33 protein-coding genes and 1 pseudogene are annotated in these 24,832 nt (G+C 65.9%); 21 read left to right on the top strand and 13 right to left on the bottom strand.

All coding sequences use genetic code 11. The features are described from left to right. Nucleotides 1–7 precede the first annotated feature (7 nt). From K2X24_RS18555 to K2X24_RS18510, 10 genes are all read right to left on the bottom strand, one after another. The gene (locus K2X24_RS18555; protein WP_292499905.1) at nt 8–1,198 is read right to left on the bottom strand and encodes a phage portal protein; all 1,191 of its coding nucleotides are present in this window, start codon (nt 1,196–1,198) and stop codon (nt 8–10) included. Nucleotides 1,199–1,302: 104 nt separating this feature from the next. Next, nucleotides 1,303–2,997 (bottom strand): terminase TerL endonuclease subunit, encoded by a 1,695-nt coding sequence (locus K2X24_RS18550; RefSeq protein WP_292499903.1) that lies wholly within the window; start codon nt 2,995–2,997, stop codon nt 1,303–1,305. Then, nucleotides 2,997–3,608, bottom strand: coding sequence for a phage terminase small subunit P27 family (locus K2X24_RS18545; protein ID WP_292499901.1), 612 nt, complete (start codon nt 3,606–3,608; stop codon nt 2,997–2,999). Before K2X24_RS18545 ends, K2X24_RS18550 begins: the two co-directional genes overlap by 1 nt. 585 nt (nt 3,609–4,193) lie before the next feature. Beyond that, entirely contained in the window at nt 4,194–4,889 is a 696-nt protein-coding gene (locus K2X24_RS18540; protein ID WP_292499937.1) for a transcription termination/antitermination NusG family protein, read from the bottom strand. A gap of 314 nt (nt 4,890–5,203) precedes the next feature. Then, on the bottom strand, nt 5,204–6,970 hold the full coding sequence (locus tag K2X24_RS18535; RefSeq protein WP_292499899.1) for a phage/plasmid primase, P4 family: 1,767 nt from the start codon (nt 6,968–6,970) through the stop codon (nt 5,204–5,206). Beyond that, the gene (locus K2X24_RS18530) at nt 6,967–7,647 is read right to left on the bottom strand and encodes a hypothetical protein (RefSeq protein ID WP_292499897.1); all 681 of its coding nucleotides are present in this window, start codon (nt 7,645–7,647) and stop codon (nt 6,967–6,969) included. Before K2X24_RS18530 ends, K2X24_RS18535 begins: the two co-directional genes overlap by 4 nt. After that, a complete protein-coding gene (locus K2X24_RS18525) occupies nt 7,647–8,129 on the bottom strand; it encodes a hypothetical protein (protein WP_292499895.1) in 483 nt (160 codons plus the stop codon). Before K2X24_RS18525 ends, K2X24_RS18530 begins: the two co-directional genes overlap by 1 nt. Next, a complete protein-coding gene (locus K2X24_RS18520) occupies nt 8,126–9,355 on the bottom strand; it encodes a DNA primase (protein ID WP_292499893.1) in 1,230 nt (409 codons plus the stop codon). Before K2X24_RS18520 ends, K2X24_RS18525 begins: the two co-directional genes overlap by 4 nt. Nucleotides 9,356–9,431: 76 nt before the next feature. Next, complete coding sequence (locus tag K2X24_RS18515; RefSeq protein ID WP_292499891.1) at nt 9,432–9,575, bottom strand: hypothetical protein; 144 nt, start codon at nt 9,573–9,575, stop codon at nt 9,432–9,434. After that, nucleotides 9,575–10,237, bottom strand: a complete 663-nt coding sequence (locus tag K2X24_RS18510; RefSeq protein ID WP_292499889.1) for a hypothetical protein — start codon at nt 10,235–10,237, stop codon at nt 9,575–9,577. The genes K2X24_RS18515 and K2X24_RS18510 overlap by 1 nt, the downstream gene beginning before the upstream one ends. Before the next feature lie 91 nt (nt 10,238–10,328). Between K2X24_RS18510 and K2X24_RS18505 the strand changes: the two genes are divergently transcribed. Beyond that, nucleotides 10,329–10,556, top strand: a complete 228-nt coding sequence (locus K2X24_RS18505; protein ID WP_292499888.1) for a hypothetical protein — start codon at nt 10,329–10,331, stop codon at nt 10,554–10,556. Between the two features lie 14 nt (nt 10,557–10,570). On the opposite strand, the gene K2X24_RS18500 is transcribed toward K2X24_RS18505, so the two are convergent. Continuing rightward, nucleotides 10,571–10,819: a hypothetical protein gene (locus K2X24_RS18500; protein ID WP_292499886.1), complete on the bottom strand. Its 249-nt coding sequence runs from the start codon at nt 10,817–10,819 to the stop codon at nt 10,571–10,573. A 29-nt stretch (nt 10,820–10,848) separates the two neighbouring features. Between K2X24_RS18500 and K2X24_RS18495 the strand changes: the two genes are divergently transcribed. The 17 genes from K2X24_RS18495 to K2X24_RS18415 all read left to right on the top strand — a co-directional run bounded on the left by K2X24_RS18495 (nt 10,849) and on the right by K2X24_RS18415 (nt 20,518). Then, nucleotides 10,849–11,628, top strand: coding sequence for a LexA family transcriptional regulator (locus K2X24_RS18495; RefSeq protein ID WP_292499885.1), 780 nt, complete (start codon nt 10,849–10,851; stop codon nt 11,626–11,628). Nucleotide 11,629: 1 nt separating this feature from the next. After that, complete coding sequence (locus K2X24_RS18490; protein WP_292499883.1) at nt 11,630–12,334, top strand: hypothetical protein; 705 nt, start codon at nt 11,630–11,632, stop codon at nt 12,332–12,334. 76 nt (nt 12,335–12,410) lie between these two features. Beyond that, a complete protein-coding gene (locus tag K2X24_RS18485) occupies nt 12,411–12,647 on the top strand; it encodes a hypothetical protein (protein ID WP_292499881.1) in 237 nt (78 codons plus the stop codon). Between the two features lies 1 nt (nt 12,648). Continuing rightward, the gene (locus K2X24_RS18480; RefSeq protein WP_292499879.1) at nt 12,649–13,146 is read left to right on the top strand and encodes a helix-turn-helix domain-containing protein; all 498 of its coding nucleotides are present in this window, start codon (nt 12,649–12,651) and stop codon (nt 13,144–13,146) included. Then, nucleotides 13,146–13,490 (top strand): hypothetical protein, encoded by a 345-nt coding sequence (locus K2X24_RS18475; RefSeq protein ID WP_292499878.1) that lies wholly within the window; start codon nt 13,146–13,148, stop codon nt 13,488–13,490. Before K2X24_RS18480 ends, K2X24_RS18475 begins: the two co-directional genes overlap by 1 nt. A 51-nt stretch (nt 13,491–13,541) precedes the next feature. Continuing rightward, nucleotides 13,542–14,537, top strand: a complete 996-nt coding sequence (locus tag K2X24_RS18470; protein WP_292499876.1) for a DUF2303 family protein — start codon at nt 13,542–13,544, stop codon at nt 14,535–14,537. A 106-nt stretch (nt 14,538–14,643) separates the two neighbouring features. After that, on the top strand, nt 14,644–15,765 hold the full coding sequence (gene dnaN, locus K2X24_RS18465; RefSeq protein WP_292499874.1) for a DNA polymerase III subunit beta: 1,122 nt from the start codon (nt 14,644–14,646) through the stop codon (nt 15,763–15,765). Nucleotides 15,766–15,767: 2 nt separating this feature from the next. After that, the gene (locus K2X24_RS18460) at nt 15,768–16,073 is read left to right on the top strand and encodes a hypothetical protein (RefSeq protein ID WP_292499873.1); all 306 of its coding nucleotides are present in this window, start codon (nt 15,768–15,770) and stop codon (nt 16,071–16,073) included. Then, nucleotides 16,073–16,294 (top strand): hypothetical protein, encoded by a 222-nt coding sequence (locus tag K2X24_RS18455; RefSeq protein ID WP_292499871.1) that lies wholly within the window; start codon nt 16,073–16,075, stop codon nt 16,292–16,294. Before K2X24_RS18460 ends, K2X24_RS18455 begins: the two co-directional genes overlap by 1 nt. Next, nucleotides 16,291–16,548, top strand: a complete 258-nt coding sequence (locus K2X24_RS18450) for a hypothetical protein (protein WP_292499869.1) — start codon at nt 16,291–16,293, stop codon at nt 16,546–16,548. Before K2X24_RS18455 ends, K2X24_RS18450 begins: the two co-directional genes overlap by 4 nt. Continuing rightward, nucleotides 16,545–16,868, top strand: coding sequence for a hypothetical protein (locus K2X24_RS18445; protein WP_292499867.1), 324 nt, complete (start codon nt 16,545–16,547; stop codon nt 16,866–16,868). Before K2X24_RS18450 ends, K2X24_RS18445 begins: the two co-directional genes overlap by 4 nt. Beyond that, complete coding sequence (locus K2X24_RS18440; protein ID WP_292499866.1) at nt 16,865–17,344, top strand: hypothetical protein; 480 nt, start codon at nt 16,865–16,867, stop codon at nt 17,342–17,344. The genes K2X24_RS18445 and K2X24_RS18440 overlap by 4 nt, the downstream gene beginning before the upstream one ends. Next, nucleotides 17,341–17,703 (top strand): DUF4031 domain-containing protein, encoded by a 363-nt coding sequence (locus K2X24_RS18435; protein WP_292499865.1) that lies wholly within the window; start codon nt 17,341–17,343, stop codon nt 17,701–17,703. Before K2X24_RS18440 ends, K2X24_RS18435 begins: the two co-directional genes overlap by 4 nt. After that, on the top strand, nt 17,703–18,092 hold the full coding sequence (locus tag K2X24_RS18430; protein WP_292499863.1) for a hypothetical protein: 390 nt from the start codon (nt 17,703–17,705) through the stop codon (nt 18,090–18,092). Before K2X24_RS18435 ends, K2X24_RS18430 begins: the two co-directional genes overlap by 1 nt. After that, nucleotides 18,089–19,063 carry a phage Gp37/Gp68 family protein gene (locus K2X24_RS18425; RefSeq protein ID WP_292499861.1) on the top strand — a complete coding sequence of 325 codons (975 nt, stop codon included), beginning with the start codon at nt 18,089–18,091 and terminating at the stop codon, nt 19,061–19,063. Before K2X24_RS18430 ends, K2X24_RS18425 begins: the two co-directional genes overlap by 4 nt. Beyond that, nucleotides 19,060–19,341: a hypothetical protein gene (locus tag K2X24_RS18420; protein WP_292499859.1), complete on the top strand. Its 282-nt coding sequence runs from the start codon at nt 19,060–19,062 to the stop codon at nt 19,339–19,341. The genes K2X24_RS18425 and K2X24_RS18420 overlap by 4 nt, the downstream gene beginning before the upstream one ends. A 55-nt stretch (nt 19,342–19,396) precedes the next feature. Continuing rightward, nucleotides 19,397–20,518, top strand: coding sequence for a hypothetical protein (locus tag K2X24_RS18415; RefSeq protein WP_292499858.1), 1,122 nt, complete (start codon nt 19,397–19,399; stop codon nt 20,516–20,518). 334 nt (nt 20,519–20,852) lie between these two features. On the opposite strand, the gene K2X24_RS18410 is transcribed toward K2X24_RS18415, so the two are convergent. Together K2X24_RS18410 and K2X24_RS18405 are read right to left on the bottom strand one after the other, a co-directional pair. Next, the gene (locus K2X24_RS18410; protein ID WP_292499856.1) at nt 20,853–21,551 is read right to left on the bottom strand and encodes a glutathione S-transferase N-terminal domain-containing protein; all 699 of its coding nucleotides are present in this window, start codon (nt 21,549–21,551) and stop codon (nt 20,853–20,855) included. A gap of 151 nt (nt 21,552–21,702) precedes the next feature. Next, nucleotides 21,703–21,884: pseudogene (locus K2X24_RS18405) on the bottom strand (IS3 family transposase); the annotation flags it as partial. Nucleotides 21,885–22,014: 130 nt separating this feature from the next. On the opposite strand from K2X24_RS18405, the gene K2X24_RS18400 reads away from it, so the two are divergent. The 3 genes from K2X24_RS18400 to K2X24_RS18390 all read left to right on the top strand — a co-directional run bounded on the left by K2X24_RS18400 (nt 22,015) and on the right by K2X24_RS18390 (nt 24,301). Continuing rightward, nucleotides 22,015–22,323: a hypothetical protein gene (locus K2X24_RS18400; protein ID WP_292499855.1), complete on the top strand. Its 309-nt coding sequence runs from the start codon at nt 22,015–22,017 to the stop codon at nt 22,321–22,323. Between the two features lie 205 nt (nt 22,324–22,528). Further along, entirely contained in the window at nt 22,529–23,545 is a 1,017-nt protein-coding gene (locus tag K2X24_RS18395; protein ID WP_292499935.1) for an alpha/beta fold hydrolase, read from the top strand. Nucleotides 23,546–23,692: 147 nt separating this feature from the next. Then, complete coding sequence (locus tag K2X24_RS18390; RefSeq protein ID WP_292499854.1) at nt 23,693–24,301, top strand: DUF72 domain-containing protein; 609 nt, start codon at nt 23,693–23,695, stop codon at nt 24,299–24,301. The last annotated feature ends 531 nt before the right edge of the window (nt 24,302–24,832 follow it).

The raw sequence follows: 24,832 nt of genomic DNA, 5'->3' as shown, positions 1-24,832 counted from the left end.
CGAACTCCTAAACGGGTGGTGACGCGGGCGGGCCAGATCCGCCGCCGTCATTGCGACCACCGAGAATCGCGGCAGCGAGCGGAATGTCCTGCATCTGGACAGTGACGACGTCGCCGCCCTCGATCGGCGGCAGGTTCTCCAGGGCCCGGCACTCGTTGCGGGTGGCGATGCCCATGCGGATGGCCTTCTCGTAGGCCTCATAGCGACTGGCCGTGTCGCCCCGCAGCAGGCCTTCAAAGTTGAACTCGATCGTCAGGCCCTGCGCCCGGCGCTCGGCCAGGGGTACGAGTTGCTTCAGCAGGGCCTGCTCGATTCGCTTGAGACGCTTGCGCAGGGTGAATTTCTGGAAGCCGAGGACATCGACCTCTTTGCCGGTGCCCCAGTTCGAGGCCTTGTCGCCGAAACCGACCATCGCGGGCGGAACCCCGAAGACGCGGCAGATCTCTTCGCCACTGAACTTGCGGCTCTCCAGCATCTGCGCGTCTTCGGGGTTCATCGTCAGCGGCTGCCAGGTCAGGCCACCGTCGAGCAGCATGGGTGTCCCAGAGCGCATCGCCCCTCGAAACTTGGTCGCCAGCAGCGTTTCGAGCTCGTCGCGCTGCGGTTTCGTCAAGCGGGCGCCGGCCGGCGTCGTCAGCGTGCCGCTCGGATTGGCACCGTTCCGGAAAACCGCGTCCGCCGCCTGCTCGGCCGCCACCGCCCCCTCGAATGCGCCGCGGCACACCGACAGGGTTGAGGCGCCCGACAAGGCATCGCCGAGGGGGCCACGAATGTGCAGCACGTCCTCGCCACGCTTCACCACGCGCCGGCCACCTTCCGACCAGGCATACTCGAGGCCGCCATCATCGCGACGCCGTGCCTTAACGATGTCGGGCCGCACCGGGAGAAGCGCGTTGAGGACACCGTCCGAACGCCGCTCGATCACGGCGTAGGCGTTGCCGGACAACTCCAGGCCAGCTGCCATGATCTCCCAGAAATCCACGGCGGTCTGATCGTAGTTCGGACTGTCGTGCAGCACGAAGTAGAGCGGATGGTCGCGCGCCACGCGACGGATGCCCTTCGCATCGGTTCGGTAGACCATCAGGGGTAGCGAGCCGATGGTGCCGGCGATGAGTTGCACGCAAGCCCAGGTCGCAGTCAGGCCCACAGCCGCGCCGAGCGATCCGGCCCGGGCGTCGTGATAGTCGGCAAGCGTCACCTGGTTCGTAACGAAGTTCGAGCCGTGCTCGGTCGAGGCCTGACCGCCACGCCACGGCTCGATGTCCTTCGCCCCGTCGAGCCCGAGAGCCCGCTTAAGCCATCTCATGCATAGCTCTCAATCCAGGCGTTGGGGTCGAAGGGCGGCGCCTCGGCGATGGCGAGGCCCAGGCCCATGATCCCGGCCACCGGGCCGTCGATCTTCTCGGACGACTTCTGCTTCGTCGGCTTAATGTTGCCGGCCGGATCGGTCGCGATCGCGATGTTGCCGATCATCCATCGCAGGGCCGGGTGGCCGCCGTGGTCCAGCTGCTCAGCGAGGACGAGGCGTTCCCATTCTTTCGAGGGGGCCGACATCGAGGCGAAGCCCTGTCCGAACATGACGACGTTGCAGCCGTCTTCAGCCAGGCGCACCGCCGTGCCAGTGGCGTTCCACCGGTCGATCGCGACGCCCTGCAGGTCGAAGGCCTCGGCGTCGTCCTTCACCTGGCGCTCGATCGCGTCATAGTCGACGACGTTGCCTTCGGTCCGGATCACGGCGCCGGATTGCGCCCACAGATCGTAGGGCACACGATCGCGGCGGGCGCGCAGGGCGATGGATTCGGCTGGGCACCAAAGGCGCACCACCAGCTTCCAGCGCTCCCCCTCCTCGGCCGGCGGGAACACCAACACCCATGCGGTGATGTCGCTGACCGACGAGAGGTCGAGGCCTCCGAAGCACTTCCGGCCGCGCAGCTCGGTGGCGAAGCGCTTCCAGGCATCCACGTCCGTCGCACACGCATCCCACCTGGTGAGCGACAACCAACGCACCACCTGCTCGGTCCACTGATTGAGGTGGTAGCGTCGGAAGTCGTTCTCCAGTCGAGGATTATCACGGGCCTTCGCGCACTCGGCGCGCAGGTATTCGATTTTGGGCGAGATGCCGAGGTTCGGATTGGCCTTCGACCAGACCGCCTCGTCGGTCCAGTCATCCTCCGGCGCCGCGGCGAAGATGGCCACCAGCGTGGTCGCATCATCAAGGCCGCCGTTCAGGATCGAAAGGCACTCCTCCCACAAGATCCAGCCGTGCCCCCGGCCCTTGAATCCGGTGGTCGAGCCATAGAGCTCGATGGGCTGGTCGCGGGCCGCGATTGACTGGTGCAGCGTCCCTTGCAGGATGCCATCGAGCCATTCGTGCATCTCATCGCCGACGATGACGGACGCCGAGAGGCCGTGCTTGCCTTCAGCCTTACCGGACAGGACCTCGAACTTGGCCCAGAGATCGGGCAGGTACAGCGACTTTTTGAACGCCTGCACGCGCTTCGAGAACGCGGGCGAGAGGCGCACCATCGTCTTCGCTTTCTCGAAGACGAGCTTGGCCTGATTCTCGTTGCGCGCCATGGCGTAGGCTTGGCCGCCCATCTCCCGGTCGCAGATCCAGAACAGCAGCGCGAGGGCCGCCAGGAACTCCGTCTTGCCGTTCTTTCGGCCGATCCAGAGGAACAACCGCCGGAAGAGGCGGAAGCCGTCCGCCGTCTTCCAGCCTACCAGCAGACGGACGATGCATTCCTGCCAGAACGCCAGGCGAAACGGCTTGCCGGCCCATCGCCCTTCCGTGTGCCGGAAGAGGTTGGGCCAGAGCGTCACGACCTTGTCGGCCAGCGCGCTGTCATACCATGCGCCGGGCGTCGCAGCCGCGCGCGCCCAGTGTACAGCGACGAAGGCGAGGGCCAATTGTCCTTCGGCGATCACGACCCATTCGGGCTGGGCCGGGACAACCGGATGCACCGCCGCCGCCACGGGGGCGGGCGAAGCGGCCATCAGTTCGGCCGCGAGCCCGGAATTGGCCCCGCATGATCCGTCATGAAGCCGACAGGATCAACTTCGGCGGGCGGGACAGGACCAGCCGGGCGTGCCGGCTGATCGGCGTCGTCATCGAACAAGCCGCCGAGCGGGTTCGCGGCCTGGTCGCGCATGACCTTGTATCGGTCGGCCGGTGTGAGGCCGTACGCCGCTTCGAGCTTGCCCAGCGCGATCTCGACACGATCACGGTGATTCGCAGCCGGGTGCCGGCGGGGCATCTCGTCCCCGTTCATGTTCTTGACCAGGCGCGTCACGCCCTCGGCCTTGATAGTCTGCGTCGCCTCGATCCACTCGGCCTGATAGACGCACCACCGAGCGAACGCGTAACGGTCCATCCGATCAAGCAAATTGCGACGGTGCAGGTGCGGAGCCTGCTCGCGCCAGATCTTCAGCGCCAGGGTGAAGCCCGCGTCACCCTTGCCAGCGGTGAGGAACGGCGGTGGCCGGAGTGGATCGTTCGCAGCCAGGCGCTCAGTTCGCACTGCAGTCCGAGCCGCGAGCGCACGCTTGCCGGGACTACCCTTCGCCGCCTGTAGCGCCGGGCTGTCCGGCTTGCGTCCTCGCGTCATGGGCGATCAGCCAAGCGGCCCTTGGCTCCTCTCGAAAAAAAGTTTCCGCCAATAACGCGGAGAAAAAGAGGGGGTTGAACAACCGTTCTTCCGCTGTCAGCGCCTGAACTTTTGCACCCCCCCCTACCCCCTACGCGACGACTGGTCTTCGCGTTGCTTGGTTGAGCTATGGCAGGAGGCGCAAAGGGATTGGAACGGGCCAGCCCAGAAGCGTGCAGCGTCACCACGATGCGGCTCGACGTGGTCGCAGACGACAGCAGCGGTGACCCGATCCTCTCTGAAGCACACGATGCACAGGGGCTCGACGCTCAGCTGCTCAGCACGGATGGCCCGCCACCGGGCCGTGCCATACAGACGCTTGGTCTCGCTCTCGGCGTAGCGCCGCGCCTCATAGGCCGAGGCCCGGGCCTGACGATCAGCATCAGACCCAGGCCCCGAGGCCGGCCGAAAGGTGCGGGGACGCGTGGGCATACCCCAGGCACGACAAAGCCCCGCATGCTCGCGCACCGGGGCTTCTACAAAAGCTAACGCACGGGGCGGTGGTTGCAGATTTGCAACAACAGTCCCGTGCACCACCAATCGCTATCACTCCAGCTCGACATCAGCAAGCATCATCGGAACCGGGAAAGCCCTGCCGAAGATGGTAATCCACACGCTGATGCGATCGGGGGGCAGCACCTCGTGCACGGCGCCCGAGAAGCTACGATACGCGCCCAGCATCACGCGGACCTTCGCTCCCGGCTCGAAGCCCTTTTCGCGGGCCGGCGCACCCTCTGGGTCCTTGGCAGCCATCGCCTCGTCGCTGAAATCGTAGGTGCCCGACGCCTGCGCATCCCGCAGCCCGGTGATGAGTTCCGGCTTCACCTTCGCCGGCCGGCCATCCGCGCGCACCATGCCCTCAAGCCCGGGCGTCTCGCGCAGGCTGTAGAGGCTCTGACCCGGCGCCAGGCCCACGAACAGGTAGCGCGGCAGCAGCGGCGCCAGCTCCGTCACGCGGCGCCGGCTGCGCGTGCGGCTCACCCGCATGGCCGGCCAGAAGCTGGCGACCTGGCGCCGACGCAGGCCCACGGCCACCGCCTCCTCACGCTTGGGGTTTGTATAGGCCACGTACCACTCGGTGACGTCGGCCTCGTTGGCATGGGCCGCGTCGGGGTCCAACGCGGCATCGAGCGCCGCCTTGCGCTCGCTGGCCGCGATCCAGCCGGCCTGTTGCTCGGGAGAGAAGTCGGAAGGGCGCAGAGCGCGGGGACCAGAAGCGGGCAGGAAACCGTCATGCTGCATCACGAGATCTGTCCGGTGAGAGTGGTGACACTTGGAAGATAGTTCAAAACCAACCGTCACCAAACAAAAATCCAAGCCATTCAACATCTTAGATCTCATTGGTGACACTGGTGATAGTTTTTCCACGTAGTGTCTATGATTTTTGTTTTGGCTGACCCCGGAACCCCGATTGTCTATACCTACGCGCGAAACCCTCACCACTGTCACCATGGGCGCCTAAGTGCCTGCTATGGCTCAATAATATCGTGGTGATACTTCGTTTTAGAGGGTCACCAAACCCTCACCACCCTCACCACTATTCGGCATGGTGAGGCTCAACGGCGTAGGTCGAGCTCTTCCTGGGGTTGCGGGGCATCCGGCCGGTCGGGCACGTCATGCAGCTCGCAGCCCTGATAGTAGACGCGGCCGGCAATGGGCCCATGGTCATAGAGCTGCTTGAGCCGTTTGCCAAAGCGTGTCTGTGAGAGCGTTCGCTTCGCATTGGCCAGGGACCAGGAGTGATACGCCTCATAGAGCGCGTGGGCCGTTTCTCGGCCCGTAGGCGAGGGTCGAACGCAAGCGGACAGGAACTCGCCCACCGGGTCCATATCCTCGCGATATTCCTGCGTGTCGGCGGTCACAGAGGGCGCGATGACGAGCCCGTTCGCCATGAAGTCGCAGACGCCCTCGTTGAGCCAAGCCAGGATGCCCGGGCCCTCGTCGTCAACGAAGCGCGACACCACCGCCTCGAAGTCCCCGCGTTTCTCAACCGGTATGGTCTGGTCCCAATGCACCAGCAACATGCGCCGCCAAATGCCGTTATCCGTGCCGGTGATGGTCGGATAGTCGTTCCCGCTCATATGGGCGGTGGCATAATTCTGGAACTCGAAATAGCCCTTGTAGAGCGACCGGACGGGGATCGGCTCACCACCGGTCAGTTTTTTGATCATGTCTTCCTGGAGGGGAACGTTGCCGGCGACCTCCAGAATGCGGACGAAACGCCGGCCGTAGAGCCGCGCAATGTCGGGAGAGGCCCCACCAGAGGCACGCTCCGATCCGCCTACGATGGATTCGCGGGGCAAGCCGACCGCGAGGCTCGGTCCGAGCACGCGCGCGATGGTCTCCAGGAACACGGACTTGCCGTTTGCGCCGAGGCCGTAGTGGAACATGAGATGCTGCACAGGCACGCTCAACAGGCCCAGCGCCGTGAACTGCTGTACGGTTCGCCGCTTCGCGTCGTCGGGGAGCATGTCCTTCAGGAAGGCGCGCCAGCCTGGTGCCTCGGCGCCCTTCCGATAGGGTTGCGGGACCACAGACGTGATCCAGTCTTCGCGCCGATGCCCCTCGACGGCATCGCAGATCCCGACGAGCCGCGTCACGGCCGGGTCCGGACATTCATCGTCGCGCTCGGAGCGGAACACCAGGGTATGCGTCAGGCACGCCACCCGATACCGGTCCGCGTTGTAGGCGTCCGGGTTCCGGCGCAAACGTGGCGCGGCGCAGTGCAGCGTCGCTTCCATGCGAGCTTTGTTCTTCGAGGACACCCCGAAGGCGCGGCGCTTGCCCCGGCGCTTGTCGAGGGCATCGGCCGCGGCCGCGCCCTGCGCCAGCAGCACCTTTTCGTCATCCGTCAGGTCGGCCCGCGCCTTGCCCTTCAGCTCGTCGGCTGCCTCGATCGCAGCTTTCTCGCGCGGGGTCGGATGTATGAACTCGGATTCGAGGATGATCCGGTCCCCCAGCAGCTGCACCACCATGCTCGCGAGCGCCATGCCACCGGCCAGATCCCAATGCGTGCCGGTCCAGGACAGCCAGGACCCGCCCGAAACTTCGTCCTGGGCCACCACCGACAGGTCAGCACCGAAATGCCGGATCAGCCGCTTGCCGTTGTCCGTGTCGGAGTGGTCGAGCGTCGCACAGAACGCCAGATCCTCACGGTTGACCCGGCGCGGCCCCCCAGGGCTATCGCCATCGCCGTCTCCGGAGGGTGGTTCCGGAGGGCGGCCACCATCCCAGCCATCCGCCGGGTCATAATCGGCATCGTCCCCGATCGGTGTCGCCTCGTCGACCAGGCGCTTAATCTCGCGGTGCGGATCGTCGGTCATGCGGGGTCCATGGGGTCGAGCAGGGGCGCGTCCGTGCGGGCGCCGAAGCGCCGGGCATCGTCGGGGCGGGTCAGGGCGTGCTTGCGGCCCGGCGGGATGAAGAACGGCGGCAGCGGCGCGGCGCCCTCCACCCACACGAACCAGGCGTAGGCGGTGGCCGTGGAGCCCTTCGGCTCCCATCGGCCGCGCAGCATGCACACCCGCTCCACGAACGGCGCGTACAGCGTCGGCGGCCGGTCGCGCAGGATGGTTTCATACCGGTCCTCGCCCTCCAACCACTGCGCCCGCAGCAGGAAGGCGACCACGGGCGCCAACTGGAAGGCGCGGCGGGCGAACTGCGCCGCCGGCTTGAACGGCGGGTTGGCGCAGATCAGGTCGCAGCACCGCACCGCGGGCGCCACGGCATCGAGGAAGTCGCCCACCTCGTAGCCGCGCCCATAATCGAAGATGTCCGAGGCTCGCACCTGCACGATGGATTCGCGCAGCACCTCGGCCATGTGTCCTTCGCCGCAGCACGGGTCCCAGGCCGAGCGGATCGGCGGGCAGGCACCGCCGAGGGCCGGCAGGACGTGCCGCAGAAAGGCCCGCGTCGCCCACGGCGGCGTCGGGAAGAAGTCCAGGCTGTCCGGCGGCTCGCGCCGGCTCGCCATCACCGCATTGCCGCCGGAGGGGATCATCAATCTGTCCCCTGACGAACACGCCGAGCAGCATCTCGTTGAGCTAACCTTTCCGCTTGAGCTTTCTCTTTATTTTGTCTCTCTGCCTTCTCAGCTTTTAGATCTACGAAATCTTTTATTATTACATCCACACCGAATTGACCACGGACGATGGATAAAGTTGGAGCATCGAAATACCGTAAATGACCTCGAATATTATCTAAATCTCTCTTCTCAAAAACGAGATAGTTGTCGTTGCCCTCCTCTTTAAGCGAGTGACGAATTTTCCGTATGAAATTGTCAAAATCAGAGCCAATAGTACCAATCGATAGACGCAAAAAAGCAGAAATTTCTTTCAGGCTGTAATAATGATCAACGGCACACCAGAAAATCTTAGCCGACCTGATCATTTTTACATCTTTATGATCCAGCAACTCGTGGATAGGGGAACGCTCCGGGATGACAGTTCCTCCTGCAGATTTGAAAACAGACAGATCGCTCACGCCGCAGCCCTCCGAAGCACATCATTGAAATCCTCGCCGGCCGGCGCCCAGCACACGACCACCTGCCGGCCCGGGCGCTGCGCGCGGAAGCGCACGGCCCCGCGGTGCAGGGCGTTCTCGGTGCGCACGCGCTCGCTGTCCCCGTCGCCGAGCAGCCACACGCGCTCGACGCTGGCCGGGATCGGCAGGGAAGGCCGGGACAGGTCGGGCACCGGGCCCGGCACCAGGCGCGCCCGAACGCGGCCCAGGCTGTCCGTCTGCGTCTCGCTCGGGTGCGGCACGCTCTTGGTGGCCGCGCCGCCGATGTTGCCGAGGCTGTAGGCCGCCCAGAACGCGGCGCCCGCCAGGTGCTCCCAGCCGGCCGCGCTCAGCGCCCGCCACACGGACAGCACCGTCTCGATCCCCTCGCCCAGCACCAGGTCGGTGGGCGCCGCGTGGCGCACCAGCGGGATGTGCCCGCCCGTGGCCGAGCCCCGCACCTTTTTGGCCGGCAGCAGCTCGCCGGTCTCCGGGTGGAATATTTCGAGCTTGCCCGAAGGCCGCGTTGCGTCGAGCCATGTGGCGTGCAGCCCGGCGAACTTGCCGTTCGGCCCCCGGATGGCCGCGAGCAGGGCCGGCCCGGTGTGGATCACCCGGTTCGCCTTCGTGGACGATCCCTCGACCGTCAGGCGCTCGAAGAAGTCGTGCTCCGGTGCGCAGCGCAGCGCCGCCCCTTCCGGCACCACCAGACCGCGACATCTCAGGTAGGCCTCGGCCGGCGTGCCCGCGAGCGAGCGCCCGGCGCTATCCCAGTGCTGCCAGCAGGCCCGGCGCTCACGTTCGCGAAACCGGTTGGCCTCCTCAGTCTTGCGCGCCTCATCCTGCGCGGCCTGGGCCTGTCGCACGGCCTGCGCGCGTTCCCGCTCAGCCCGCGCCTCAGGCGTCTCGCCCCGGGTCCGGTCCGGCGGTGGCCGGCCGTTCAGGATCTCGCAGGCCACCAGGAACTCGCAGCCATCGAGGTGCTGCACCAGCGCGATGGCATCCCCACCCACGCCGCCACGCCGGCAGTTGAACACCCGCTTGCCGGGATGGATCGAAAAGCCGTCCCGGCCGCCACAGACCGGGCACGGCCCGATGCGCTCCACGCCGCTCGGCTTCAGCGCTGTCGAGCGACCAGCCAGCGCCTGCTCAATCGAGACGCCGCGCGCCTCGTCGATCCAGTCTTGGAAGGCAGACGATCCACTCATGGTCGAAGCTCCGAAGGTTGCAGGCACGCGGAAGGGTCCGCGCGGGCGGTGACGTCGAGGACGAGGCGCATAGGGCTCAGCCGTCAGCGGAGGGCGGACGCGCCAGGGCATCGAGGGCCCGGGCCCGGGCGAGCAGCCAAGCGCCACACCCGAGCGGCAGACGGGACAGCCAGAGCAGCGCGCTGGCCCCGGCGGCGGCGGCGATGCGAACCAGCCCCATCACGCCACCCGCCCGATCTGCGCTTGGAGATCGGCGAGCTGCGCCTGCAGGCGCGCCTGCTCGGCGCCGCGCGCGGCCTCGTCGAGCCAGCCCGGCGGGTGCCGCAGCATGGCCACCAGCACTTCCGGCCCGAAGGCGCAGGCCAGCACCAGCATGGCCCGGCCGTTCGGCAGCGCCACGCCCAAGAGCCATTTCTTCACGGTATCGGCCGGCAGCTTCGTGCGCGCGGCCACGTTCTGTGCCGTTTTATCCGGGTATTGCTCACGCAAGAACCGGGACAAACCGTCAAGATCGATCTGCTGAGACCAGTCCAGGCCCTCTTTTGGGAAGAAATGGCCCAAGGCTATACCAGTATTTCCCACTGAACTCTCCCATCCTTCGATGGTCGGTGCAGCAGAAATGCCGGCAGGCGACAGCGCGAGGGCAAGCCGATCGGGCGCCACACCCGAACGGACGAGCCATGTTGGAACGGAGAGAGACGGAAGGTCAGGAAGCCAGGTGAGAGACGGCCGCTCGACACGCGCCAACGTGTCGGTTGCGAAGGTGGAGACCGAGGCGCCCAGGCTTGTCACGGCCTGTGCGCCCTGGCCCACCGCCGAGCGTGCCGCAACGACGGCGCCGCTCAGCGAGGGCAGGGAGACGGAGCGGAGGAGATTAAGCATGACCCGCTCCGGTGCGGCGGGGATTGGTGTGGACCACAACCCATTCTACGGGTGCGTCTGCCACCGGCAGAGCACGGCAGGGAGAAACGAAATGAACAGCAGCGATGAACCGCCCATCACGACCCGCTTCCAGGTCCTGTTCGGTCCCGAGGGCGCGACCCGCATCGTGCTGTTTGCCAACACCGATGCCCATGACACGCCGGTCGCGACCCTCTACCTCAACGCCGAGGACGGCGACCTGCTGGCGCGCCTGCTGACGACGCGCCGCGAAACCTATGAGCAGCAGCGCCGCGACCACCAGGCCGGGCCGAAGCAGTGAGCGCGGGTGCGGCATCAGGCTGCCTGCGCTGTTTGTGAAACGGGACGGGGCGTCTCGACCGGCCAGACCGCATTTTGCGGCCAGTTTTCCGAGAACCACACCATCGCCTTTTCAAGGCGCCGGCTTTGGATGTCCGAGCCTGTTACCAGACGGCCCATCTTTTTCGTGTCCTCGAAGACGCGCCAACTGACGGTGGTAAGCGGAATTCTTTCCGCCTCGCCATACGCCCGCGCCACCGCCAGAAGATGATCGATCCCGCTCATGGGCCTATATACCGGTCAAATAACCGCCCATGTCAACGGTCAAAGAACCGTTCGCGTCAAAACCGGTGACCGGTCAGAATACCGGGATGATTGAGGACGTGCTTGCAAGGATCGAAAAACGGCTCACGGCCCTCGGCCTAAAGGCTGCGGCCGTGTCCAAGCAGGCGGGCTTGAGCGAAGATGCAATTCGCAACCTCCGGCGCGCAGCCAAAGGGGACGTGAACCGGCACGGAGCTTCCACCCGCACGATTGAGCTTCTGGCGCCCGTGCTACAGACCACACCAGGCTGGTTGATGACTGGCATCGGTGACGAAGACGCAACGACTCCGCGCTACGTAATCCCAGTCATGGGGTATGTTGGAGCGGGCGCGAAGGTGGAACCCGAATTCGAGCAGGTGCCTCCCGAAGGCCTCGACACTATTGAACTACCCTTCGCGATACCACAATCAATGGTCGCCTTCATGATTAGAGGCGATTCAATGCTTCCGGTATACCATGATGGAGATGCAGTGATCGTATACCGCGATCAGACTCGGCGAGTAGACTCGTTTTACGGCGAAGAAGCCGTAGTCTTAACTACAGATGGCACTCGATATTTAAAAACTATTCTTAAAGGCGACAGCGAAACCGTCACGCTGAGTAGTTTCAATGCTCGCCCTATGGAAGAAATGGAAATTGTCTGGATTGGCGAGATTTATGTAACCATCAGAGCGCGCCAGCTAAGGCGAATGGCGAAGATTGAGCGCACGAGCCATCCTGGCAGAACCTTCGATGCCTTCCAAAACGCTCATTTTGGCGACGGAGCCTGAAATGTTGCGCATTGAACTCGTCGCGGGCGACTTCGGCACCGGCACCGCTTGGTATGAGGCAGGCGAGTTCAAGCTACCCAAACGGCGCCTCCAGAGCATCGCGAACGTGAGCGCTATTGAGGCGAACGCCACCGTCATCGAGAAGCATTGGGGCCGCGCTCTTATCGCCGGAGCGAAGAACGCAGCAGGGTTGGCACCGCTCGCAATGGTCGTCGGGATCTTTGCCGCGCCGCTCGCAGCAGTCGGTGCGATCGGCATCGGCGCCGCCGCTATCGGCGGCGCATTGGGGCTGCTGGGTGGCGGCGCTGAAACCAAGGCACTTGTGCAGGTGACCTTCGAGCAGGGCACCGGATTTGTCGGCATTTGCGAGATTGCCACGGCGGAAACGATGCGCAACGACGCTGCCCTAATCCGCGCAGAGGCCGAACGCCAGCTCCGCCTCACAGAACCGCCGAAGCGAAGATGGTTCTCGAAGGCTACCCCCCCAGAGACTGTGCCACAGGCTCGCGCACTTCCGGCGCCTCATCCCGTTGATGCTCAGGTCGAAGAGCAAGGGACACTCGCAGGGATCGGAGACGGCCTGAGCGCAGCAGCGGCAACGGCGGGATCGGCCGTGACAACTGCTGCCGATGCGACCGGTCAGGCTCTCTCCGGAGCCTTCGCTTTCGCCAAGCGTGCGGCCGGATTGGACGAGAAAAAGCGGTAATCTAACCGCCCGCTCTTTACGGCGGTCAAATAACCGGTATGCTTCCTTCATCGCCCATCGCGATGGAGCCGCATCCGTGTCCAACCCACTGCTCGACCCGCCGTCGCCGGCCATGGTCCGCGAGGCCCTTCGTAAGCACCTCGCCCGCAAGCTCGGATGGCCGGGCAAGACGGCCGAGCAGGTCCTGGGACCGCTGTCGAACGACGACATCGCGCGCTGCCTGACGGTCGACGTCGAGCAGACGCGCGCCGCGCTTTACGCCCGCTCCTGCCAGGCCCTCGGCCAGGCCGTGCACCAGAGCGAGGCCGCCTGACATGGCCGAGCAGCACGCTTCGGAGTTCGAGCTGCTGGCGGATGCCACCACTCGGGTCATGCGACGCTTGTTGCTCACCAAGGGGCAGCAACAGCAGATCGCCGCGCGGCGTGAGGCGGGGGAAAGCGCGGGCGATCTCGCCCGTGCTTTCGGCTGTTCTCGCTCGAACATCAGCGCGACGTGCTTGAAGCTTGGTGTCGATCGCTCGGATGGGAAGTTCCAGGCTTCGGTAGCGCCTGTCCCCCTTCGTATCGAGCGCAATGGCGTCGTCGTTCGGCGGTTCACACCGGACGAAGACGCGCGCCTGCTCGCCATGGCGGGCGAAAACTTGAGCCGTGCCGCGATCGGCAAAGCGCTCGGGCGGCATCGTCATTCCATTCGCTACCGGTTGATGACCCTTGCTCGGCACGAGGCCCGTCGCGAAGCCGCCGGGGCTGCGCCGCCTTTCCTATCGCCTTCCACGCCGACCGCACCTGCTCGGCACAGCGGAGACTGCTGATGTCCACCAAGCCAATTCGCCGCCTCACCGATCTTGTCGGTGTCCTCAACCGGGGTCGGTTCGCCGAGAAGTGCGACGAGCACCTGACCCACGCCATGGAAGCGCTGGAGGGTCTGCCCGACCAGCGCGGCACGGCTGCCATCACCGTCACGCTGACGATCGCCTTCCAGGAAGGCCGCATCGATGTGAAGCCCTCGGTCAAGTCGAAGCTGCCCGAGGAAAAGGGGTTCAGCGCGACGCCGTTCTGGTCGATGGGCGGTGGCTTCTCCGTCCAGCACCCCAGCCAGGACGACATGTTCGCCGGCCCGCGCTCATCTGAGGCGCGCGACCGCGAAACCGCCTGAGCCTCAGGCACCCCGCACCACCCTCAACCTCCCGCATTAGGACACCGCGTCATGGCAAGCACCACCACACCTCCCTCCGGCGGCAGCGGCGTGCGCCCGCCGGCCACGCCCAGCTGCTACGGCGGCGAGGCCGAGGCCATCCAGAAGATCGCCGATCTCAGCATCCAGGGCGTGAAGCCCGAGGTGGTGATGATCCCGGTGAGCGGCCTCGGAGACGGATTGCCGACTCAGATCCCGGCGCTGATCTCACCCAGCGCCACCGGCGGCAACCTTCGCGTCCTGAAGAGCGAGATCGAGCAGTTCCGGACCGGTCCCGCCCGCCGCAAGGGCAAGGCCATCGTCACGACCCTGGAAGCCTTCATCGCATTGACGAACCGGCACAAAGATGACGGCTCGGCCATCTTTGCGAAGACGGACTGGCCCCGGCCTTCGCTGACGGCGGTCCTCGACTATCACAGCCTGGAAGGCGCGGCCCGCAATGCCGAGCACTTCGTACACTACGCCTTCCCGATCACGCCCGAGTTCCAGGCCTGGATCGACAACGTCGGCAAGAAGCTGGATCAGGCCGAGTTCGCCAGCTTCCTCGAGGATCACGCCGCCGAACTCGCTGCACCCCTCGATGCGGAGCGCGGCGAGTTCGAGCGGCTGTTCAAGGCAAAGTTCGCCGCGCCGAACGAACTCATCGACCTGGCGCGCTCGCTGGAGATTCGCGTCGGCCAGAAGTTCAAGCAGGCCGTCCGCAATCAGAGCGGCGAGGCCGAGATGGTGTTTCAAGAGGAGCACACCAACGCGGCCGGCGAGGCCATCACCGTGCCGGGCATCTTCATGATCGCCCTGCGCGCCTTCGTCGACGGCGAGCAGGTCCGCATCCCGGCCCGCCTGCGCTACCGCGCGGCCGGCGGCGCCGTGGTGTGGTTCTACGACCTCTATCGCTGGCGCGATCAGCTCCGCGACCGCGTGCAGCAGGATCTGTTGAAGTCGGGTCGAGACACCAGCCTCCCAACCTTCGAAGGCGCGCCCGAGAACGGCGGCGAGCGCGGCATCTGACACCCCATCCCGCGGACTGGCCCCTCCGACCGCGGGTGACTTGGCGGGGCGCAGCGCACAGCGCCGCCCCGCCGCTTTCCTCTTTTCTCAGACAGACGCGAGACCCATGCGCTTCACCTGCGAACGCTCCGGCCTGCTCAAGGCGCTCAACCTCGCGGCGCGCATCGTCGAGCGGCGCAACACCATCCCGATCCTGTCCAACGTGCGCCTGGACGCCGAGGGCAGCCGCCTCACCGTGCGCGCCACGGATCTCGACATCGAGGCGCAGATCGCTTGTGCAGCCGAGGTCGCCGAGCCCGGCGCCATTACCATGCCGGCGCACACCCTGAAAGAGATGGTGCGCAAGCTCCCCGACGCGGCGTCGATCAGCTTCGAGGTGGGCAAGCCCGGCCAGGCCGTGGTCCGTTCGGGCCGCACCCGGTTCACCCTCGGCACCCTGCCCAGCGAAGACTTCCCCGACCTCCAGGCCGGCGAGATGTTCACGCGGTTCAGCTGGCCCGTGGCCGACGTGCTGCGCATGTTCGAGCAGGTGAGCTTCGCGATCTCGACGGAGGAGACGCGCTACTATCTGAATGGCGTTTACCTGCACGCCCCGGACGAGGCTGAGCGCCACGACGGCCTGCGCGCCGTCGCCACCAACGGCCACCAGCTCGCGCGCCTCTGCCTGCCCCGGCCGGACGGCGCCGAAGGCATGCCGGGTGTGATCCTGCCCCGCAAGCTCATCACCGAGCTCGGTCACATCGTGAGCACGGACGGCGCGGCGGCCTTCGAGGTCTCGGTCTCCCCGCAAAAGATACGGTTCACCCGCGACGAGACCGTCATCACCAGCAAGCTGATCGACGGCACCTTCCCCGACTATCAGCGCGCGATCCCCTCCGGGAACGAGAAGCATCTGGTGGTCCCGCGAGAGGAGTTCGCCAACGCCCTGGACCGGGTCAGCAGCGTGTCCAGCGAGCGCGGCCGGGCCGTGAAGCTCGACATCGACGTGGGCGAGGTTCGGCTGACGCAGAACAACCCCGACAGCGGCGAAGGCACCGACGCGGTCGACGCCACCCTGGACGGCGCGCCGCTGCAGATCGGCTTCAACGGCAAATACCTCGCCGAGATCCTGTCCGTCCTCGGCGGCGACGCCGTGCGGATGGAACTCGCCGACCCGGGCAGCCCCACCATCCTGGCGCGCAAGGGCGATGACGCCCTGCTCGTCGTCCTCATGCCGATGCGGGTGTGACCATGGCGCGGACGAAGCACGAAACCGACGAGTTGGTGCTGGCTCTCATGGATTGGGCCGCGGCCGATCCGGACGCCGCGCTGGTGGTGGCCGCCGTCAACGATGGCACGCATGAAACCGGCGCGCTCATCACCTTGGGACATGCCGGCTGCACGGTGGTGTCCGTCATGGCCACCGTCGCCGAGCTGCTCGACTTCGCCGAAGAGCAGATCCAGGCCGGCGAACCCATAGGTGACCCGCAATGGGCCCTGCAGCAGATCCGTGCCGCGCGCGGCGCGCTTGGGATGCGTGAAGCGGAGGTCGTTTAGTGAAGACGGACAGCCTCCGCGCCCGCCGCGCCGAACTCTCGACCGCCTACACCAAGGCCCGCCGCCTGCACCGCTCGCAGGCCGCGCTTGGCCACCGCCTGCGGGAAGCCACCACCGCGCTGCTCAAGGCTGAACTCAGCGAGACCCGGCCCAAGCGCGGCCGGCCGCGCAACCCGCGCCCCAGCAACCCCGACCTCTTTCTTAGCGAGGCCCGCCCGTGAGCAAAGATGCCCCCATCCAATCGCAGTTCGCCGGGGTGATGAATGCCCTCGCCGAAGGGATCGACGAGGGCCTGAACGGCCGGCTCCGGCCCAAGACCATAGGATTTGCTCTGCTCGTCTTCGAGTTCGGCAAGACCGAGGGCGGACGCGTGAATTATGTCTCAAATGCCGAGCGCAGCGAGATGATCACCGCCGTGAAGGAATGGCTCGCGCGCGCCGAGGGCCGCGTCATCGAGACGGAGACCCGGCAATGACTGCACCTTCCCTGCTGCGCGCCGCCCGGAGCGCCCCCGATCGCGAAGACCGCATCCGCCTCATGGCCGAGACGATGCGCAAGCATCGCTTCGGAGCGGAAGATGGATGCACCCTGCAGCACCTGAAAGCGGCGGGGCTCAGCACCGTAGAGATCGAGGCCTACAGCGACGAGGCCTATCAGCTTCTCTCCGGCCGGCCCGCTGTCGTCCTTGTCGAACCGGCCGGTCGCCGCGAGGGCAATGCCCTGGTGCGGGCCGCCCGCGCCGTCCGAAAGCGCCGCGCCCTGGTCGAGGCGCGCCAAGCCGAGGGCCGGGCATGATGGCCGGCGTCGAGATTACCCCAGCGCACGCCGCCGCCGTCCGTGAGGCTGAGCGGTTGCAGCAGGCTTTCTCCGACCTGACAGGCCGGTACGAAGCCCTGCTGCGCGACTGCCACCCCTGCTACAGCGCGGGCGAGCATCACATCACGCCCATCCCGGCCGCCGTCCGCGACGTCATCGCCGAGCGTCGCCGGCAGCTGCACGGCGAGGGCTGGACCCTCGCGCACGACGACGACCACACCGAGGGCGAGCTGGCCCGGGCCGCGGCAGCCTACGCCCTGGTGGGCGCGCTGAGCGACGAACGGCGCGGGGCGCTGTTCCCGTCGTCCTGGGGCTGCGTCCTGCGCGACATCTGGCCGGACGACTGGGGCCGAGCTTGGTTCAAGCCGAAGAGCCGACGCGAGGACCTGGTGCGGTCCGCCTCGCTGCTCATCGCCGAGATCGAGCGCATCGACCGCGCGAGGGCAGGCCGATGAGCGTCTTCGTCGACCAGCCCATTCACCCATTCGGCCGCATGATGATGTGCCACCTGTGGGCCGACAGCCTCGACGAGCTGCTGGCCATGGTCGACCGCATCGGTGTGAACCGACGCTGGATTCAAGGCCACCCTACGCTCTCGCACGGCAAGCACCGCGAAGCCTCGTGGGTCCATTTCGACATCTCGAAGGGCAAGCGCGCCCTCGCGATCCATGCCGGTGCCATCGAGACGGACCGATACGGCCCCGTCTACTGGCAGGCCAAGCGCGACGGCAACACCGACAAGGCCGACCTGATCGACCGCATTCGTGCGCGCGAGGACCCGCGCCAAGCATCTCTGTTCGGAGGCGCCGCGTGATGGCCAGAGCCACATCCAAGCCCAGCGCCGCCCGTTCGATGCATGATCGCCAGCGCGCCGCGATCCGGCAGGCCAAGACCCAAGCGAGCGCCGCGCCGGCCGCGCCGCGCTACACCTTCCCGCCCTTCGTCCCGCCGGTACCGGAGCCGCAGCCAGCGCGCGGTGCATACCGGATTGAGCAGCTGCGTCTCGGCCAGTGCCGCTTCGCCTGCACAGCCGACGATGCACCACGGCACGCGCACCGCTTCTGCGGCGCGCCCACGGAGATCGGCCGGCGCAACCCGTTCGGTTCCTGGTGTCCCGAGCACCTAGACGTGGTCACCGAGACCTCATCCCGGCTCGCGCAGCCAGCCTTCCTGAAGAACACGGCACGGAGTGTCGGACGGTGAGCAAGATCGAGTGGACTGAGAAGACGTGGAATCCGATCGTCGGCTGCAGCGTTGTGAGCTCCGGCTGCACGAACTGCTACGCAATGAAGATGGCCGCTCGCCTCGAGCGCATGGGCATGGAGCGATATCGCGGCCTCACCCAGCCGACGAAGGCGGGGCCGGTTTGGACGGGCGAGATGCGCCTTGTCGACGAGGCGCTTAATGAGCCCCTGCGCCGGCGCAAGCCGACGATGTGGTTCGTCAACTCGATGTCGGACCTGTTCCACGACAGCGTGCCCGAAGAGTGGATCGCGCAAGTGTTCGCCATCATGGCGTTGGCTCCGCAGCACACCTTTCAGGTGCTAACGAAACGGTCTGACCGGATGCACCGCTTGATGGCCGGGCCCAAGGATCACAGCATCTGGCACCCAAAACTCTGGCATAGGTCGGTGCTCCCGAACGTCTGGCTCGGCGTATCGGCCGAGGACCAGCGCCGTGCGGACGAGCGAGTGCCGGACTTGCTCACCACCCCGGCCGCCGTTCGGTTCGTGTCAGCCGAGCCGCTGCTCGGGCCGATTGACTTCAGCGCGTGGCTTGAAGCGGCCGGGCTGGATACCACGCTGGGCTTATCGAACCCCGGCCTGGATTGGTTGATCGTGGGCGGTGAGAGCGGCCCCGGCGCTCGGCCGATGCACCCCGTATGGGCAAGATCAATCCGCGATCAGTGCGCCGCCGCCAGCGTGCCGTTCTTCCATAAGCAGAACGGCGCGTACGAGGTCGTCGTCGACCGGGACAAAGACGATCCGGATTGGCGGCGGGACTACAGCTACACGCTGAACGACCGCCGTGCTGAGATCGAATGGCTCAACGTGCAGGGTGGCCGCGGCTTCCACGGCGAGGGTTTCCACGTCATGCGTCGCGTCGGCAAGGCGCGCGCCGGCCGGCATCTCGACGGCATCGAGCACAACGGCTTGCCGGAGGCGCGCAGATGATGCGCTTCCACGTCGAGCCCCGAGACGTTCCTGCGCATGCCGCCGCTCGCCGCCTCGGCCTCACAGCTGAGGAGTTCGACCAAGTCGCGGACCGCCTGTATCGGCGCGGGTTCCCGCGCCCCGACCCCGATACCAATCGCTTCGACCTCGACGCGATCGACCAGTGGCGCCGGCTGCGCAACGGCCCTCTCTTCGGCCTTGCGCCAGCCGCCGCGGCGAAGAACGCCAGCGACGTCGTTGGTGACCGGGTGAGGACGATGCGCCGTGGGGTTCCATAGGGTCCGGTACTACGTCGAGCGGAAGGGCCGAGGCTACTGGATCACGACACCGACGATGCGCGCGGCAGGCTTCCCGAAATCGGTGCCCTGCGGCCCGCACGGCCCCGAAGCCATGAAGGTCGCGGAAACATGGAACGCACGCTGGGACGCGTGGCGGGCGGGTGAGGATCTTCAGCGCCTGGTGGCGCCCGGTTCGTTGAGCGATGCGTTCGCGCGCTACCGAGCCACCGGCACATGGTCGGGCAAGGCCGCGAAGACACGGATCGAATGGGAGCGCGCGTGGCGCGACATCGAGCCGGTGTTCGGCGACGTCGCCCCGTCCTCGGTGGCCTATGACCACATCGATCTCTGGTACAGCGCTCTGCTCGAAAAGACGACCCTGGACCGCGCCTGGCGCGCGATGAAGATCTGGCGAGCCCTTTGGGAGATCGCCAGCGGCATGCGCCACAACGGCGTGCCCTTCACTGGCGGGCACGAAGATCCGTCCGCGAAGGTTCGGCGGCGATCCCAGCCGAAGCGCGCCCTGTTCTGGCGTGCGGGCGAGGCCGTGCGCCTGGTGAAACAGGCGTGGCGGGACGGGTCGAAGGGCCTGGCTTGCATCATGGCCGTGGCCTGGGACAGCCAGTTGTCGCCGGGCGACGTCCGCACGCTCAGCATCGACCAGCTCGGCGACCTCGGCTTCTGGACGGCACGCGGGAAGACAAAGCGCGCAGCTCTGGGCACAATCTCGCCGCGCACAGCGCGGCTGATCGCGGCTTACCTCGATGGCCTGCCCCAGCGCCCGGCCGCCGGCATCCCTATGTTCCAAAGCCAAAGCGGCGCAGCCTTCACGGACCAGGCGCTGGCGAAGTCGTTCTGGCGGAACCGCGCCAAGGTGTTTCCCGGCGACACCCGAACCCTGATGGATATGCGCCGGTCCGGCGCCGTCGAAGCCAACGCGGGCAACGTCGATGCCGGCGCCCTCGGCGCCAAGATGGCCAACTCGATCGCATCAGCGCGCGACCTGCAGCTCACCTATCAGCCGGTGGATGCAGCGACCGTGGCCCGTGCCGACGAGGCCCGCAGGCGAGGCCGTAGCGCCTTACGTGGCACATCAAAGAATCACGCTAAGCCGGTTTCAACTCAGCCCGTTGCTACATCGAGCGTTCGCGGCAAAAACGTTGCAACAGAAGATTGATTTCATAGGAAAATCAGCCGCCTTGTAAGCGGTAGGTCGCGAGTTCAAGTCCCGCAACCGGCACCACTTCTCCTGGCACGCGTTGGAATTTCGGTTCCGGGTTTCGACGCAGGGCCGGAAACCGGCTTTGGCCGCCGAACGAAGGTCGAGGGTTCGACCATCGTGCCGGCGCCGCCCGGAAGTCCCCGAACCAGACCTTTCGTTCGATCGACGCCGCCGATGCCACGCGCTCTTCGAGGGCGGATGGGTGAAGCGGATCCTCGCGGGGTTCGGCGACGGAGCGGTGCGGACGCGTCCCTCGAGGAGGAAGGACGCGCCCCGCATCGATCCGTGGCTACTGCGAGAGGGCTGCCAGTTCCGCGAGGCCGCCGCCATCGGCATAGGCGCTCCGGAAACTGTCGCGGGCCTTCCACCGCTGCCAGAAGCGGTCGAGCTGCTCGAACCGCTCGTCGAGCGGCGTGGCGACGGGACCGAACTTGGAGAAGGCGATGGCCGTGCAGAGGGTGATGTCCGCGAAGGTCGGTTGCTCGCCGCCAAGCAGCCAGTCGCGGCCCTCGGCCAGGTGCCGGTCGACCAGGGCGGCGTGCGACAGGGCCTCCTTGCGGCAATGCTCGCCCCATTGCGGGTTGCTCGTCAGTTCGAGCTTCGGCCCGAGGCCCTGATGCAGGACGTGGAACTGCGTCGTGAGCCGGTAGAGGATTTGCACCCAGACGCGATTGTCCCACATCGCGTCGAGCCCCTGCGCGAGGGGCGTTTCACCGGTGATCCTGCGGCCCGCGTGGTGCGCGTCGAGGTAGCGCACGATCGCGGACGATTCCGACAGGTAGCTGCCGTCGGGCAGCTCCAGCGTCGGCGTCTCGCCCCACGGGTTCATCTTGAGGTGGCGCCAGCCGCGCTGCTCCCCTTTCGGGGCCATGTCGTAGATCACCTCTTCGAAGGCGTCGGCGATGCCCTTCTCGTGCAGGAACAGGCGAAGGCGCTGGGGGTTCGGGAAGGCCGAAGGCGACGTGTAGATCCGAGGTTTGGTCGACAAGGAGGATCTCCGGGAATGGGCAACGACCGGTCGCTCGACCGGCCCATGAGGACCGACGAGGTCGGCCGATGTTCCGCGAAGCGCCCCGGGTTTCCCGGAGGCCGTTTGGTTTGGCGCAGGCGGCCAAGGCTTGGATCTCGGCCTAGGCGTATTAGCATGCCTCCGCCTCAGCGAAAGGGATATGGCCGATCGGTCCGAGCAGCGGACGGTGATCGAACCGATCCACGCGTTCGAGCGTGGCGCACCCAACCGCCTCGAAGGACCGCCACGGCCCGCGTCGATGGATCGCTTCGCCTTGGACAGGCCGATCACCGCCTCGGCGAGAGCATTATTGTTCTTGATGGAGGTCGTCCCGGCGTTGGCAAGACCATTCGCCGGGCTGGCTTTCTGTGGAAGGCTGCTCGGTCCACGCGACACCCTTGCGCGTCGCAAGACCTTCACGCTGGACGGGTGGCAGGCTGTGATGGATGTCCGGCGCCTGTTTGCTCGGATAGGAACTGTTGAGGGGCTCGGCCAGCGGACAGTGACCGTCGCAGCAATCCATATCCCGAAAAAGGCGGATCGGGACCGACTCGATGCCGTTCCCTGCACGTTGATCGGCCTGCCTCGGCAGCCGGCGCCACGCGAAGCGTCGATCATGATCGGCGAACGTACTTTCGGCCAGATGGTTGCTCCGGCAGATGCTGACCTGCTGGCCCGGCCGAAGTCCGCCGCAGATAACGCGAGGGTGCCCATCGCCGTCGAAATTTCAGATTGCTCGAAGCGGCTCTAAAGGGTCGTCCGGGTTTTCGCCCCGCGATTGTCTTACGGTTCCTGCTTCGTACTGCGTCCTTGCTGTTGCCCGCGACCACACGAGGTGTTCCAACCCATGATCCGCCGTATCATGCGGATGGGAGACAACGATGCAAAGAACATCGACGAAGCGCCAGATCCTCCGTGGTGTCAGCGCGCTCGGACTTGCTGCGGCTTACGCGGCCATGACGGGGCTGTCTGCTCAAGCAGCCGGGCCGGACGGGCTTGAAGCCATCGCGACCGAGAGTTTTCGGGTTCCGACCCATGATCCGGACATCACGCTCTACGTCCGCAACAAGCGGCCGGCCGGCATGAAAGCGTTTCCGACGGAGAAGATCCTACTCTACGTGCACGGGGCGACCTACCCGGCCTCGACCTCGTTCGACCTGCCCCTGAACGGGCTCTCGATGATGGATTACCTCGCGCGGCAGGGCTACGACGTCTACCTCGTGGACCTGCCGGGCTACGGCTTCTCCGACCGGCCCGCGCAGATGCGTCAGCCAGCCGGCAACAACGCGCCCTTCATGCGGACGCCGGATGCGGCCCGGGCCGTCGGTCAAGCGGTCGACGCGATCCTGAAGCGGCGCAACGTCGACAAGCTCAACCTGATGGGCTGGTCCTGGGGCACCTCGACGATGGGCCTCTACACCACGCAGAACAACGACAAGGTGAACCGCCTGGTGCTCTATGCGCCGCAATGGCTCGCCAAGGCGCCGCCGAACCTCGGCAATACCGGCCCCCTCGGCGCCTATCGTACCGTATCCCGCGACAGCGCCCGGGATCGCTGGCTCAAGGGCGTGCCGGACGCCAAGAAGGCCGACTTGATCCCGCCGGGCTGGTTCGAGCAATGGGCGGAGGCCACCTGGCTGACGGATGCGGAAGGGGCGGCCCAGACGCCGCCGGTGCTGCGGGCACCGAACGGCATCATCGCCGACTCCCAGGAATACTGGCAGGCCGGCAAGCCCCTCTACGATCCGGGCCTGATCCGCGTGCCAACCCTGGTGATCCACGCGGAATGGGACGCGGACCTGCCGAGCTACCAGGCGCAGGAATACTTCACGAAGCTTACGGCCGCGCCCTACAAGCGCTTCATCGAACTCGGCGAGGGCACCCACACGGTGATGATGGAGAAGAACCGCATGCAGTTCTTCCGGGAGGTGGCCGCCTTCCTCAATGAGCGTGATCCGCTCGCGCTCGACTGAAGATCAAGCGGCACGATGGCGGCGAGGCGACTTCCTCACCTCGCAGGAAGGTGCTTCGCCGCCTTCGGCCGCATCCGTGCCGGAGGCGAACGGGATCCGCACTGTCGAAAGCGACAGAAACACGCGGCGTGATCGCGAGCGGTCTCGGTGCCCGACCGCTTACGCTTCGCCGTCACGCTTCCGCGCAGGATCATGCGCGAGCGGCGGTTCGCGCAAGCTCAGAGACGGCTGCGCCAATTCCTCAGCAAGGTCGCCGGACTCGGCCCCACCCCCGGCCCACCCCTGATCCAGTTGCCGCCGAGCCTTCGCTTCGACCCGGATACGAGCGCCGGGTTCCTGCGCGCCTTCTGGGACATTCACACCGGCCGCATCGTGTACGAGCCAAGGCATGGCGGCTGGTTCGCGCACAACGTCGATGCACTCTTGACCGAGCTATGCATCGCGCGCGTCGCCGCTGATCCGGCACCTGTACCCGGCGTCAGAGCATCCGGCGGCTGGCACGGCCTGCGCGACAACCGCCTGCACGACTCGCCGAAGATTTACCGCTCGGCCCATCCGCCCGGCACCCCGGACGCATTGGCCGGCCGCCTTACGATCGGTCCGCCTACCGAGGCTGGCAGCACTTGGTGCAGCGCAGCATGGGCATTCCCCTTGCGAGACGTCAAATCGGCTCAAGATGGCGGCGGCTTAGTATTGGGCGCCAACGGCCTCCCTCTTTGGGAAATGCATCCATCTGCATTTATAACAACCCATTGAACTTGGCTCTTTGAATAACGATGACAGTCCGCGCATCCTGCCTATATCTATGTTCATGCACCGAGAACGGCCAATTGCAACATGACAATGTGCATTAGGCTGATTTCCCAGCGAATAGACCCAATTGATCCTTCATGACTAGGAAAAATAGCTACAAAAATAACTTACACAAATATCTCTGGCCCATATACGAATGCTATATCTTGGCGACGCGAAACTCCTGGATGCGGCGCGTCCCTGCGCGAACGACAGCGATTGCGCAGGCAGGACGGGAAATGGAAAATAAATCGTAGAAAATCTTAACGTTTTTCTCGGAACGCTTTTTGCTGCAGTGCCGTTGCTTGTGTCGGCGCGCTCGAAATCGAACCCCGTTCGCGCAAAAGCGCAAGCACTGCGGTCTTGAAGGAGTTTTATTTCGCGTCTTGCCGAGCCAGCCAAATGGTCTCGGACAGTGCCGAACAAGATCGCGAAATATGCATCCTAGATTGGCAACCTCCTCTGCGCGCCTTTCGACTGAACAATCAGAAACCT

It is taken from the genome of Methylobacterium sp., assembly GCF_019750675.1.
Classification (GTDB): Bacteria; Pseudomonadota; Alphaproteobacteria; order Rhizobiales; family Beijerinckiaceae; genus Methylobacterium.
Note: the sequence above shows the minus strand (reverse complement) of the source record. Positions and strands in the feature narration are given on the sequence as shown.